This window comes from Streptomyces sp. NPDC025833, from assembly GCF_055558055.1.
The window spans coordinates 428,350-441,692 of sequence record NZ_JBVHNF010000005.1; the positions used below are offsets into that span (position 1 = coordinate 428,350).

The 13,343-nt window shown below is 72.9% G+C and carries 11 protein-coding genes; 2 read left to right on the top strand and 9 right to left on the bottom strand.

Annotated features, from left to right (window positions below; all coding sequences use genetic code 11):
• Nucleotides 1–190 precede the first annotated feature (190 nt).
• Nucleotides 191–2,773, bottom strand: coding sequence for an aminopeptidase N (gene pepN, locus ACZ4K2_RS11395; RefSeq protein WP_467472061.1), 2,583 nt, complete (start codon nucleotides 2,771–2,773; stop codon nucleotides 191–193).
• Nucleotides 2,774–2,913: 140 nt separating this feature from the next.
• On the opposite strand from pepN, the gene ACZ4K2_RS11400 reads away from it, so the two are divergent.
• Nucleotides 2,914–3,576, top strand: coding sequence for a mycothiol-dependent nitroreductase Rv2466c family protein (locus ACZ4K2_RS11400; RefSeq protein WP_467472014.1), 663 nt, complete (start codon nucleotides 2,914–2,916; stop codon nucleotides 3,574–3,576).
• A gap of 128 nt (nucleotides 3,577–3,704) precedes the next feature.
• On the opposite strand, the gene ACZ4K2_RS11405 is transcribed toward ACZ4K2_RS11400, so the two are convergent.
• The 8 genes from ACZ4K2_RS11405 to ACZ4K2_RS11440 all read right to left on the bottom strand — a co-directional run bounded on the left by ACZ4K2_RS11405 (nucleotide 3,705) and on the right by ACZ4K2_RS11440 (nucleotide 12,211).
• Nucleotides 3,705–4,352, bottom strand: coding sequence for a superoxide dismutase (locus ACZ4K2_RS11405; RefSeq protein ID WP_467472016.1), 648 nt, complete (start codon nucleotides 4,350–4,352; stop codon nucleotides 3,705–3,707).
• 123 nt (nucleotides 4,353–4,475) lie between these two features.
• The gene (locus ACZ4K2_RS11410) at nucleotides 4,476–5,858 is read right to left on the bottom strand and encodes an amino acid permease (RefSeq protein WP_467472018.1); all 1,383 of its coding nucleotides are present in this window, start codon (nucleotides 5,856–5,858) and stop codon (nucleotides 4,476–4,478) included.
• Nucleotides 5,859–5,973: 115 nt separating this feature from the next.
• Nucleotides 5,974–6,864 (bottom strand): TauD/TfdA dioxygenase family protein, encoded by an 891-nt coding sequence (locus ACZ4K2_RS11415; protein ID WP_467472021.1) that lies wholly within the window; start codon nucleotides 6,862–6,864, stop codon nucleotides 5,974–5,976.
• A gap of 11 nt (nucleotides 6,865–6,875) precedes the next feature.
• Nucleotides 6,876–8,216, bottom strand: a complete 1,341-nt coding sequence (locus ACZ4K2_RS11420; RefSeq protein WP_467472023.1) for an LLM class flavin-dependent oxidoreductase — start codon at nucleotides 8,214–8,216, stop codon at nucleotides 6,876–6,878.
• Nucleotides 8,213–8,947: an ABC transporter ATP-binding protein gene (locus ACZ4K2_RS11425; RefSeq protein ID WP_467472025.1), complete on the bottom strand. Its 735-nt coding sequence runs from the start codon at nucleotides 8,945–8,947 to the stop codon at nucleotides 8,213–8,215. Before ACZ4K2_RS11425 ends, ACZ4K2_RS11420 begins: the two co-directional genes overlap by 4 nt.
• A complete protein-coding gene (locus ACZ4K2_RS11430) occupies nucleotides 8,923–9,768 on the bottom strand; it encodes an ABC transporter permease (protein WP_467472027.1) in 846 nt (281 codons plus the stop codon). The genes ACZ4K2_RS11425 and ACZ4K2_RS11430 overlap by 25 nt, the downstream gene beginning before the upstream one ends.
• Nucleotides 9,765–10,805, bottom strand: a complete 1,041-nt coding sequence (locus tag ACZ4K2_RS11435) for an ABC transporter substrate-binding protein (RefSeq protein ID WP_467472029.1) — start codon at nucleotides 10,803–10,805, stop codon at nucleotides 9,765–9,767. The genes ACZ4K2_RS11430 and ACZ4K2_RS11435 overlap by 4 nt, the downstream gene beginning before the upstream one ends.
• Nucleotides 10,806–11,011: 206 nt before the next feature.
• Complete coding sequence (locus tag ACZ4K2_RS11440) at nucleotides 11,012–12,211, bottom strand: ROK family protein (protein WP_467472030.1); 1,200 nt, start codon at nucleotides 12,209–12,211, stop codon at nucleotides 11,012–11,014.
• Between the two features lie 431 nt (nucleotides 12,212–12,642).
• Here ACZ4K2_RS11440 and ACZ4K2_RS11445 point away from each other — a divergent pair, with 431 nt between their 5' ends.
• Nucleotides 12,643–13,224 carry a biotin transporter BioY gene (locus ACZ4K2_RS11445; protein WP_467472032.1) on the top strand — a complete coding sequence of 194 codons (582 nt, stop codon included), beginning with the start codon at nucleotides 12,643–12,645 and terminating at the stop codon, nucleotides 13,222–13,224.
• Nucleotides 13,225–13,343 lie beyond the last annotated feature (119 nt).

Sequence of the window (13,343 nt, forward strand, 5' to 3'; positions counted from 1 at the left end):
GTCCGGTTCCGCCTGTAACCGTTGTTACACGTCCGTCGAGAAAGGCGGACAAGACGGGACCGGAGGCCAGGTGTCCGGATGCCGGGGCGGCAGCGGAAACCCCTGGTCCGCACGGGTGCGGACCAGGGGTTACGGCTCACTCGGCCCGGATCTCGTAACGGTCGCCGGCCGGGCGGTCCGGGGCCGGGGATCAGCCCTCGCCGGCCCCCGCGTCGCACGCCTGTGCCCGCAGGGCGCGCGCCAGGTCGTCCCGCGCCTCCAGCACCAGCCGGCGCAGCGCCGGCGCCGCGTCCTCGTGCGCCGCCAGCCACGCGTCCGTCGCGTCCAGGGTCTCCCGGCGGTCCTGGAACGCCGGGAACAGCCCGCGGACCACGTCCATGCCGATCTGGATCGACCGCTCCCGCCACACCCGCTCGATCGCGGCGAAGTAGAGCTGCGCGTACGGCGCGGTCAGCTCCCGCTGCGACGACTGGACGAAGCCCTCGATCGTCGCCTCCACCAGCGCGTTGGACAGCGTCTGCGACTCCACCACCTGCGCCCACGCCTGCGCCTTGACCGCGGCCGACGGCCGCGCGGCCAGGCAGCGCACCTGGTGCCGCTTGCCCGACGCCGTGTCGTCCCGGGCCAGTTCCGCCGCGAGCACCGACTCGTCGGCCGCCCCGTGCGCGGCCAGCGGCTCCAGGAACGCCCAGCGCAGCTCCTGGTCCACGACCAGGCCCTCGATCGCGGTCGTGCCGTCCAGCAGGTCCCGCAGCAGCGTCAGGTCCGGCTCCGCGGCGGCCACGGCCGCGAAGAACCGCGCCCAGGCGAGCTGCTGCTCACTGCCCTCTCCGGCCGCCCGCAGCTCGCGCAGCGCGCCCTCGGCCAGCAGCGCCCCGCCGGTCTCCCGCCAGTCGGGCGCCGCGTAGTGCACGAGTGCCGTGTTCGCCCAGGCGTGCAGCATCTGGAGCACGCCGATGTCCGACTCGCGGCCGGCGAAGCGCAGCACCAGCCCGATGAAGTCCCGTGCCGGCAGCAGCCCGTCCCGGGTCAGGTTCCACAGCGCCGACCAGCACAGGGCGCGGGCCAGCGGGTCGGTCAGCGCGCCCAGGTGCGCCCGCAGGGTGGCCAGCGAGGTCTCGTCGAACCGGGTCTTGCAGTAGGTGAGGTCGTCGTCGTTGACCAGCACCAGCTCCGGCGCCTGGGCGCCCGCCAGCTCCGCCACGACCGTGCGCGGCCCCTGCACGTCCGTCTCCACGCGCGCGTACCGCTCCAGCGCGCCCTCGGGCGTACGCCCGTACAGGCCCACCGCGATCCGGTGCGGGCGCAGGTCGGGGTGCGACTCCGCGGCCTCCTGGAGGACCGCCAGCTCGGCGATCCGGCCGCCCGTGGTGTCCAGCAGCACCTGCGGGGTCAGCGCGTTCACCCCGGCCGTCTGGAGCCAGGACCGCGCCCAGCCCGACATGTCCCGGCCGCTGGTCTCGGCCAGCACCGACAGCAGGTCGCCCAGGCGGGTGTTGCCGTACGCGTTGCGCTTGAAGTAGCGCCGGGCGCCCTCCAGGAACGCGTCCTGGCCGACGTACGCCACGAGCTGCTTGAGCACCGAGGCGCCCTTCGCGTAGGTGATGCCGTCGAAGTTCAGCTTGGCGTCCTGGAGGTCGCGGATGTCCGCCGTGACCGGGTGCGTGGACGGGAGCTGGTCGGCGCGGTACGCCCAGGCCTTGCGGCGGTTGGCGAAGGTGATCCAGGCGTCCTTGAAGCGGGTCGCGCCCACGTTCGCGAACGTGCCCATGAAGTCCGCGAAGGACTCCTTCAGCCACAGGTCGTCCCACCACTCCATGGTGACCAGGTCGCCGAACCACATGTGCGCCATCTCGTGCAGGATGACGTTGGCCCGGGCCTCGTAGGACGCCCGCGTCACCTTCCCGCGGAAGATGTACTCCTCGCGGAAGGTCACGAGGCCGGGGTTCTCCATCGCGCCCAGGTTGTACTCGGGCACGAACGCCTGGTCGTACTTCCCGAACGGGTACGGGTAGTCGAAGTGGTCGTGGAAGAAGTCCAGGCCCTGCTTGGTGACCAGGAAGACGTCCTCGGCGTCGAAGTGCGGGGCGAGGCCCTTGCGGCACATCGCGCCGAGCGGGATCTCCAGCTTCGAACCGTCCTCCAGGGTCCGCGTGTAGGAGTCCGTCACGTAGTGGTAGGGGCCGGCCACCACACAGGTGATGTACGTCGAGATCGGCTTGGTCTCGGCGAACCGCCACACGCCGTCGGCGAGTTCGCCCGCGCCGTTGCTCCACACCGTCCAGCCCTCGGGTGCCCGCACCTCGAAGCGGTACGGCGCCTTCAGGTCCGGCTGCTCGAAGTTGGCGTACACGCGGCGGGCGTCGGCCGGCTCGTACTGCGTGTAGAGGTAGACCTCGCCGTCCTCCGGGTCGACGAAGCGGTGCATCCCCTCGCCGGTGCGGGAGTAGGCGCACTGCGCGTCCACGACCAGCTCGTTCTCGGCGGCCAGGTCGTCCAGCGCGATCCGCGAGCCGTCGAAGACCTCGCCCGGGTCCAGGTCCCGGCCGTTGAGCGAGACCGAGGTGACGCCCGGCGCGACCAGGTCGGCGAAACTCGACGCCCCCGGCTCGGCGCAGCGGAACCGGACGGTGGTCACCGAGCGGAACGTGCGCGGTTCGCCGTTCCCGTCGCCGACGGCGGACCTCAGGTCCAGGGACACGTCGTACCCGTCGACGGACAGCAGGGCGGCCCGCTCCCGGGCCTCTTCGCGGGACAGATTCTCACCGGGCACGGACGGCACTCCCTTGTGATCGCGTGGATGGTGGTGGAACAGGAGTGATCCTGCCATGTGCTCCTGACGGCGGACAGCGGGGAATGCCGGTGCCGGTGCCGTCGTTGACGCGGGAAAACGGACTTTCGCCAAGGAGTGCCATGTCCGAGTCAGCCATCTCGTCCGGCAAGACCCCCGTCGACTTCTGGTTCGACCCGCTGTGCCCCTGGGCGTGGATGACCTCCCGCTGGGTGCTGGAGGTGGAGAAGCTGCGCGACATCGAGGTCCGCTGGCACGTCATGAGCCTCGCCGTGCTGAACGAGGACAAGCTCGACGAACTGCCCGACGAGTACCGCGAGCTGCTCACCACCCAGGCGTGGCAGTCGGTCCGCGTGGTCACCGCCGCCTGGCAGAAGCACGGCGAGGACGTCCTCGGCCCGCTGTACACCGCGCTCGGCACCCGCATCCACAACGACGGTGAGGGCGCGACCCGCGAGGCCATCGCCGGCGCGCTCGCCGACACCGGGCTGCCCGCGGACCTGATCGACTACGCCGACCAGGAGGACTTCGAGTTCGACGCCGAGCTGCGCGCCTCCCACAAGGAGGGCATCGACCGGGTCGGCCAGGACGTCGGCACGCCGGTCATCTCCCTGCCCGGCCCCGACGGCGAGCAGATCGCCTTCTTCGGCCCCGTCGTCACGCCCGCCCCGCAGGGCGAGGAGGCGGCCCGCCTGTGGGACGGCACGGTGGCCGTGGCCTCGGTGCCGGGCTTCTACGAGATCAAGCGGAGCCGGACCAAGGGCCCGGACTTCAGCAACCTGTAGGCGGCCGCGCCGGAAAGCGGAGGACCCCCGTGAGTCACGTCCTCACGGGGGTCCTCCCTCATGCGCCTGCCGTCGTGAAGGGTGAGAAGACGATCACGAGGCAGGACGTCCGGGGGTGCTCGGGCCGGTCAGGGCGCGAGCAGCAGCACGTCCGGGCGGGACGTGGCGGCCGCGTACCGGCGGGCGACGTCCTGCCAGTTCACGACCTGCCACATGGCCTCGATGAAGTCCACCTTCTGGTTGCGGTACTGCAGGTAGAAGGCGTGCTCCCAGGCGTCGAAGACCAGGATCGGGACGGCGCCCTGGCCGACGTTGCCCTGGTGGTCGTAGACCTGCTCGACGACCAGGCGCCCGCTCAGCGGCTCGTGGGCGAGGACGCCCCAGCCCGAGCCCTGGGTGGTGGCCGCGGCCTTGGAGAGCTGGGCCTTGAAGCCGGCGAACGAACCGAACGACTCCGTGATCGCCTCGGCCAGCTCGCCCACCCCGTCGGCGGCCAGCGGCTCGCCGCCGCCCTCCTTCGGGCCGGTCATGTTCTGCCAGTAGATCGAGTGCAGGATGTGCCCCGAGAGGTGGAAGGCCAGGTTCTTCTCCAGGCCGTTGACCGACCCCCACGTCTCCTTCTCCCGCGCCTCGGCGAGCTGCTCCAGGGTGTCGTTGGCGCCCTTCACGTAGGCGGCGTGGTGCTTGTCGTGGTGCAGCTCGATGATCTCGGGGCTGATCACGGGGGCCAGCGCGGAGTAGTCGTAGGGCAGCTCGGGCAACGTGTAGACGGGCATGGGTGATCCCCTCCGGAACCTTATTGCAAGACGCTTGCAACTACACGCTAGCAACAACTGCGCCCGCTCAACAGAAAGGCCCCCACGTGTCGTACGTGGGGGCCTCGCCGGGAGGGGCGGGTGTCAGCGCCCGGCGCGCGCCCGCTGCCGGGCGTAGCCGGCCGCGGCCAGCACCAGGGTCATGCCGCCGGTCGAGTAGAGCTGGACCCGGGTGCCGGGCTCCCGCGCCATCAGCACGAAGATCGCGGCCATGCCGGCCAGCGCGATCCAGGTCAGCCACGGGAACGCCCACATGCGCACCACCAGCTTCTCGGGCGCCTCGCGCTCGATGCGGCGGCGCAGCAGCAACTGCGAGACGGCGATGAAGATCCAGACGACCAGGATCACCGCGCCGATCATGTTCAGCAGCCAGGGGAAGACGTCGTCGGGGCGCCAGTAGCTGAGCAGCACGCAGACGAAACCGAAGAAACACGAGGTCAGGACCGCGACCCGGGGCACCCCGCCGGACAGCTTCGCCAGCTTCCGCGGGCCCTGGCCGCGCTCCACCAGGGAGTAGGCGATGCGCGAGGAGCCGTAGATGTTGGCGTTCATCGCCGACAGCAGGGCGACCAGGACGACCACGTTCATGAGCTGGCCCGCGCCCGGGATGCCGAGGTGGTCGAGCGTGGCGACGTACGGCCCCTTCGTCACGACGTCCGCGGAGTCCCAGGGCACCAGGGTGACGACGACCGCCATGGAGCCGATGTAGAACAGGGCGATGCGCCACATCGCCGTGCGGACGGCGGAGGCGACGCCCCGCACCGGGTCCTCCGACTCGGCCGCGGCGATGGTGACCGTCTCCAGGCCGCCGTACGCGAAGACCGAGGCCAGCAGGCCGACGAGCAGGCCGTCGCCGCCGTTCGGCAGGAAGTCGGAGAGGTTCGAGGCGCCGGGGGAGTCCGTGCCGGGCAGCACGCCCGCGATCGCCAGCACGCCCAGGACCAGGAACAGGCCGATCGCGCCCACCTTCAGCGCGGCGAACCAGAACTCGAACTCGCCGAAGTTCTTCACGGCGGCCAGGTTCGCCCCGCAGAACACCACCATGAACAGCGCCACCCACATCCACTGCGGGGTGCCCGGCAGCCAGCCCTGGACGATCTTCGCGGCGCCGATGCCCTCCAGGCCGACGGCCGTGCAGAGCAGCACCCAGAACGACCAGCCCGCGGTGAAGCCGGCCCAGGGTCCGATCGCCCGCTCGGCGTGCGCGGAGAACGAACCCGACGACGGGTGGGCGGCCGACATCTCGCCGAGCATCCGCATCACCAGCATCACCAGCAGGCCGGAGAGGGCGTAGGCGATCACGACGGACGGCCCGGCGGCCGCGATGCCCGCGCCGGAGCCGACGAACAGCCCCGCGCCGATCACCCCGCCGAGGGCGATCATCGAGAGGTGGCGCTGCTTGAGGCCGTGGGAGAGGGAGCCGTCCGCCCGCTGGCGCGGCGGCGTTCCCGTGGTGGTGCTGGGCATGGCTCTCCCAGTGCGATGGACGGGCGAAAACTCCGCCAGTCTGGGCGGCCTGTCCGCTCACGCGAACGGGCCGCCCATTATGCGGACACTCGCCGCACCCTGGGTTAACTCCCGGTTACGCCGCCAAGGGGGTGTAGTGCGAGGCGTCGCCCTCGATCGCGTAGCTCTCCTTGCCCTCGGTGCCGACCGGGATGTCACCGGCGACGGTCACCCGGTGCAGCCGCCGCGGCAGGCCGTCGTAGTTGTCGATGGCGTAGTGCTGGGTGATCCGGTTGTCGAAGAGCACCAGCTGGTGCTCCGACCAGCGGTGGCGCAGCACGTTCTCCGGGCGGGTGACGTACGCCTGGAGCAGGTCGAGGATCCTGCGGGACTCGCCGTTCGACAGCCCCACGATCCGCTGCGCGAACCCGCCGATGAACAGCCCGCGTTCGCCGGTCAGCGGATGCACCCGGACCACCGGGTGCGCGGTGCGGAACGCGATCGAGGTGAACCGGGCGCGCTGGGCGGCCCGCTCCTCGTCGATCTCCTCGTCCGGTACCGCGTAGTCGTAGTCGTTGGTGTGCTCCGCCCACAGGGTGTCGGCCAGCCGGCGCAGCGGCTCGGGCAGGTCGCGGTAGGCGGCCGCCGCGTTGGCGATCAGCGTCTCGCCGCCGTACGGCGGGACCGTGAGCGAGCGCAGGGTGCTGGCCTGCGGGGGGTTGAGGACGAAGGTGACGTCGGTGTGCCAGTGGTTGGCGCGGCCGCGCTCGCTGTCGACCGGCAGGACGTTAGGGGAGCCCTCGACCGCCTCGACGGTCGGGTGGGCGGTGGTGAGGTCGCCGAAGTGGCGGGCGAAGGACTGCTGGCCGGCGTCGTCCAGCCGCACGTCGTCGAAGACGAGCGCCTTGTGGACGTCGAGGGCCGCCCGGATCGCCGCGACCTCCTCCGGGGCGAGCGGCCGGGAGATGTCGACGCCGGACACCCGGGCGCCGATGCGTGCGGTGACCTTGGTGATCTCGATGGACATGACGGTTCCTCTCAGACGGCGGACGGGACGGGGGTCACGTACTGGTTGGCGGGCCGGGGCAGGCCGTAACGCTCCCGCAGGGTCCGGCGCGGCCCGTACCCGGTGCGCAGCAGGCCGCGGGCGCGCAGCAGCGGGACGACGTGCTCGACGAAGGCGTCCAGACCGGAGGGCAGCACCGCGGGCATGACGTTGAAGCCGTCGGCCGCGCCCCGCGTGAACCACGTCTCGATCTCGTCGGCGACCCGCTCGGGCGTCCCGGCGACGGTGAGGTGCCCGCGCCCGCCGCCGAGCCGGCCGATGAGCCGCCGCACGGTCAGCCGCTCGCGCCGGGCCAGCTCCACGACGAGCGTGTACCGGCTCTTCGCGCCCTCGATGGCCGACTCGGGCGGCAGATCGGCGGGCAGGTGGCCGTCCAGCTCCAGGGTGCCCGGCGGGAGCCGCAGCAGGGCCTCCAGGCGCTCCACCCCGTGCGCGGGGACGATGTGGTCCTCCAGCAGCCGCTCGGCGGCCCGCGCCTCGGCCTCGGTCGACCCGAGCACGGGGACGATCCCGGGCAGCACCTTGACGTGCCCGGGGTCGCGCCCGGCCCGGACGGCGCGGGACTTGAGGTCGGCGTAGAACTCCTGCGCGCCGGCCAGCGTCTGCTGCGCGGTGAACACCGCCTCCGCGTACCGGGCGGCGAACGCCCTGCCGTCCTCCGACGAGCCCGCCTGCACCAGGAGCGGGTAGCCCTGCGGGCTGCGGGGCACGTTGAGCGCGCCCGCCACGCCGAAGAAGCGGCCCCGGTGCCGGGGCGGATGGATCTTGCTGTCGTCGCCCCAGACGCCGGCCGCCTTGTCGGCGACGACCGCGTCGTCCTCCCAGCTGTCCCACAGCTTCAGGGACACGTCCAGGAACTCGGCGGCCCGCGCGTACCGCTCGGCGTGCGCCGGCTCGGCATCCAGGCCGAAGTTGCCCGCGGCCTCGGCACCGGCGGTGGTGACGATGTTCCAGCCGGCCCGGCCGCCGCTGACGATGTCCAGCGAGGCGAACCTGCGCGCCAGGTTGTAGGGGGAGTTGTAGGAGGTGGAGGCGGTGGCGATCAGGCCGATGTGCTCGGTGGCGGTCGCCAGCGCGGTCAGCAGGGTGAGCGGTTCCAGGGCGCCGGCCGGCCGCTGGGCGAGGTTGTTCCACAACTGGGGGCCGTCGGCGAGGAAGAGCGAGTCGAAGGTGCCGCGCTCGGCGGTCCGCGCCAGGGCCACGTGGTGGGAGAGGTCGGTGTGTGCGTACGGGTCGCTCTCCGGCAGCCGCCAGGACGCCTCGTGGTGACCGGTGTTCATCAGGAACGCGTTGAGGTGGAGCCGCCGGGTCATGCGTGGTCCTCCGTGACGCCGAGCGCGGCGAGCAGCCGCTCCCGGTACTCGCCCAGCACCGGTTCGCGGTAGGAACGCGGGTGGGGACGGTCGATGGTCAGGTCGAGGCCGATGCGGCCCCGGTCCAGGACGAGGACCCGGTCGGCGAGCACGATCGCCTCGTCCACGTCGTGGGTGACGAGCAGCACGGACGGCCGGTGGCGCTGCCACAGGTCGCGCAGCAGGTTGTGCATCCGGATCCGGGTGAGCGCGTCCAGCGCCCCGAACGGCTCATCGGCCAGCAGGAGTTCGGGCTCGCGCACCAGGGACCTGGCCAGTGCCGCGCGCTGGGCCTCACCGCCGGACAGCTCGCCCGGCCAGGCCCGCTCGCGGCCCGCGAGACCCACCTCCGCCAGCGCGGCCCGGCCGCGCGCCCCGGCGTCCTTTCCGTCGAGGCCGAGCAGGACGTTGTCCAGCACCCGGCGCCAGGGCAGCAGCCGCGCGTCCTGGAAGACCACCGACACCCGCTCGGGCGCGGTCAGCCGCCCCTCGCCGGACACCCCGTGGTCCAGGCCCGCGACCGCCCGCAGCAGGGTGGACTTGCCCGAGCCGCTGTGCCCGAGCAGGGCGGTGAACTGCCCGGCGGGCAGGTCGAGATCGATGCCGTCGAGGATGGTACGGCGGCCGAACGACCTGGTCAGGCCGCGTAGCTGGACGGCGGGCCGGGTCAGTTGCCCAGTGTGCGGCGCCATGACAGCACCCTCCCTTCGATCAGGCGGACCACGCTGTCGGAGACCAGCCCGAGGACGCCGTAGATCAGCAGGCCGACCAGGATGACGTCGGTCCGGCCGTAATTCTGCGCCTGGAACATCAGGTAGCCGAGTCCGCTGGTGGCGTTGATCTGCTCCAGCACCACCAGGCCCAGCCAGGAGCCGGTCACGCCGAGCCGCAGCCCCGTGAAGAACCCGGGCAGCGCCCCGGGGATCACGACCTCCCGGACGAACGCGAGCCTCGACAGGCCCTGCACCTCGGCGAGTTCGACGAACCGGCTGTCGATGCCGGACAGCGCGGCATGGGTGTTCAGGTAGATCGGGATGTAGACGACGATCGCGATGATGGCGATCTTGAAGGTCTCGCCGATGCCCAGCCAGAGGATGAACAGCGGGATCAGCCCGAGGGTGGGGATCGCCCGGTTGAGCTGCACGGTCCCGTCGATCAGCGCTTCCCCGGCCCGGCTGAGCCCGGAGGCGAGCGCGAGCAGCACCCCTGCGGTCAGCCCGATCGCGAAGCCGTAGCCGGCCCGTTCCAGCGAGGTCAGGACGTCGTCCGGCAGGGTGCCCGCGGTCCACAGGCGGGCGGCGGTCCGCAGCACCGTCCAGGGGGCCGGGACGGCGCCGGTGTCCAGCGTCCCGGCGGCCGAGGCGCCGGCCCACAGGGCGAGCAGCAGCAGCGGCCCGGCGAGCCGGGCGGCCGGCAGCCGGCGGCCGGGGGAGAGCCGGCGGCCCCTGCCGGCCCGCGGCGCCTTCCCGGTGGCGGCCCGCGGGGCGGCGGTGGTCGTGGTCACGGCGGTCACCTCCGGTACTCCGCCGGTACGGCCCGGGCGGCCAGGGACTCGAAGCGGTGGTCGAAGAGGGAGGACACGTCCGACTTCTCCACGAACCCGCCCTCGGCGAGCAGATCGGCGGTCTCCTGCTCCCACCGGACGGCCTCGTCCCAGCGGGGCGGGAACAGCGGCTTGTTGGCCAGGGCGGTGATCGACTCGGCCTGGGCGCGGGTCAGGTTCTGCGTCTTGACGTAGAACTCCTCGTTCCACACCGCCGGGTGCTCGTACTGCCACACCTGGCCGCGCGCCCACTGCGGGACGTAGGCGGCGATCGCGGCCGCCTTCGCCGGGTCGTTCAGCACGGACTGCGGCGCCCACAGCACGTTGAGCAGGTCGACGACGTCGGTCCGCACGACCCGGGCGCCCTCGCTCTCGTACTGCTTCAGGTACGCCGGTGCCTGGCTGTTGGCGAGCGGGGCGATGTCCACCTGCCCGGACTGCAGGGCGGTGAGGAACTGGTTGCTGGTCAGCGGGACCAGCTCCACGTCGTCGTAGGCCAGCCCCGCTCGCTTCAGCGCCCGCAGCAGCACGACGCCCTGCGCCTGGCCCTGCGAGAAGGCGAGCCTGCGGCCCCGGAAGTCGCGGGTGGTGCGGATGTCGCTGCCGGGCTTGGTGGCGAACAGGTAGTTGGGCCGGCGGGTCAGGCCGATCGCCACGATCTTCGCGGCGAAGCCCTGGTAGTGCGCCTGGATCGGCGGGATGCCCGCGTTGTTGGCGAGGTCCAGGGAGCGGGCGCGGAAGGCGTTGATGACGTCCGGCCCCGCTCCCACATTCACCCACTCGGAGACGGTGAACGGCAGTGCGGGCAGCTTCGCCAGCCGGAACTGGAGCTGCTGCACGTCCTGGTAGGAGGCGATCTTCAGGCTGGTGCCGGCCGGCACCTTGCGGGCGAGCGGGCGGGTGGCGGCGCCGGTGTCGGCGGCGGCACTGCCGTTCGCGCAGCCGCCGGCGCCCAGAGCGGCGGCGGACGCGCCCAGCGCGGCGGTGAGGAAAGCACGACGGTGCATGGGAGGACTCCCAGGAGAAAAAGGCAGGAAAAGCAGCGGGAATTCCGGGACGGAGGGCCGGAAGAAGAAAGACTCACGCAGCGGGAAACACGCGCTTCATGCGCGGCAACATGTCAGCAACAGAAAGTGCGACAGCGTGTGTGCGGGGCCATGACCAGGATGTTCCCGGTACCACTCGCCCCCTGTCAACATTCCGAGTTTCTGAATTAAATAACGTCTGGTGACACGCTCAGCGGGTCCCGGAACAACGCCTCCAGGACGACCGATCCGCCCGCCGTCGCCAGCACGGAGTCCGGGAAACTCGACGGCAGCACGGCCGCCGCCCGGCCGTGCCCGGTCGCGTCCCGCAGCGCGTGCAGGCAGTCGTCGAAGTGCAGGACGCCGACCTCGGTCACCACGACCGTCTCCGGGTTGAGCACGTCCAGCAGCAGCCCGGCCGCCCGCCCGGTCGACCGCGCCCGGTCCAGCAGCAGGCGCCGCGCCACCGTGTTCCCGGCCGCCGCCGCTGCCACCACGCGCATCGGGTCGGCCGAGGCGGTCACCCCGGCCGCCCGGGCCCGTCGGCACAGCGTCCGCTCGCTCAACTCCACCTGGAGGCAGCCGGTACGGCCGCACGCGCACGGCAGCGTGCCGCCCGGCACCGGCAGGTGCGCTATCGCCCCGGCCGCCGACCGCGGCCCGTGGTGCACCTCGTCGTTGGTCGCGAAGGCCGCGTCGACCACGTTGCCCACGAACAGGTGCAGCAGGCTGCGGCTGCCCCGGACCCGCCCGAACAGCCGCTCCGCGTGCACCAGCGCCCGCGCGTGGCCGTCCACGCGGACCGGCAGCCCCGTGCGGGCGCCGAGCAGCTCGCGCACCGGCACCTCCCGCCAGCCCAGCAGCTCGTGCTCGACCACGGTGCCCGTCTCCCGGTCGACCCAGCCGCCCACCGCCACCCCGACGCCCAGCGGGCGGCGTCCCGGTGCCCCGGCGAGCAGCCCGGCGAGGCCCTCGGCGGCCCGCGCCAGCACCGGGCCGGGCTCGGTCCGCTCGTGCGGCAGCTCCCGCCGGGCCACCACCCGGCCGCGCAGGTCCAGCAGTGCGACGGTGGTGTACGGCACGGCCACGTGCACCCCGGCCACCAGGAAGCGGCCGTCGTCCAGGTCGACCGGGACGTGCGGCCGGCCCACTCCGTTCGAGCGGCGGGGCGCGGCCGACTCCCGCACGAGCCCCCGTTCGGCCAGCCGGGCACAGTGCTCGGTCACCGACGCGGGCGACAGGCCCGTCAGCCGGGCGATGGTGCTGCGGGCCACCGGCCCGTGCTCCAGCACGGAGCGCAGCACGACGCTGGCGCTGGTGCGCCGCCGGTCGCTGTCCGCGGCGCGCGGAACGGGGGAGGCCAGGGCGGGAACCGCGGTACGGGGCATGGGGGACCGTCCTCGGGAAGGGAGCCGACACTCTCGGAAGACCGCGCGGCGAGGCGTGCCGGAGGGCCCGCCCCTACCCGGAGCGGCGACAGGTGGCCGTGCCCTGGCGCCGCAGGTCGACATAGCGGCGCGAGGTGAGGTTCCGGGACTGGGCGGCCATGGCTGGCAGGGTAGGACGGCGCGGCGACCCGGACCAGACGGCCGGGGTCCGGTTGGCGAGACCGCACGAAATCCTCAGGTGCGCGTCACGTGAGTGAAACGTCAGGGCCTGCGTGACCAGGGTCACGCGCGGGCCGGTGTAGGCGGGACTCTTTGTCCGGAGCCCACCAAGCTCTCGTTCCGCCCTTTGTCGAGCGCTGACGGTGATCGCCCGAGTTCGCTGGGATAGCGTCGCCGTGTCCCAGCATGTCCCCGTCACCCGCGGAGTCCTCATGAGCACCGCCACCGCCGCCGTCCGACCCGGCACCGTCCTCGCCGACCTCATCCCGGCCTCGCGCGTGCGCGACGCCGCCCTCGTCGTCGGCGGTGCCGCGCTGACCGGGCTCGCGGCCCAGCTCGCGGTGCCGGTGCCCGGCTCCCCGGTGCCGGTGACCGGCCAGACCTTCGCCGCGCTGCTCGTCGGCACCGCCCTCGGGGCCCGCCGCGGCTTCCTCTCCCTCGCCCTGTACGCGGTCGCCGGTGTGGCCGGCATGCCCTGGTTCGCGAACGGCGACTCCGGCGCCGGCATGGTCTCCTTCGGCTACATCCTCGGCATGCTGCTCGCCTCCGCCGCCGTCGGCGCGCTGGCCCGCCGCGGTGCGGACCGCTCGCCGCTGCGCATGGCCGGCACGATGATCCTCGGCGAGGCGGTCATCTACGCCGTCGGCGTCCCCTACCTGGCCCTGGCGGCGCACCTGTCCGCCTCCGCGGCGATCGCGGCCGGCCTCACCCCGTTCCTGATCGGTGACGCCCTGAAGGCCGTCCTGGCGATGGGCGTGCTGCCCACCGCCTGGAAGGTCGCCGGCGAGCGCTGACGCACCGCCCCGGACGGAAGAGGTGCGGGGGGGGGGGGGCCGCCCCCCCCGGCCCGCCCCCCCCCCCCCCCGCCCCGCCCCCCCCCCCCCCCCCCCCCCCCCCGCCCCCCCCCCCCCCC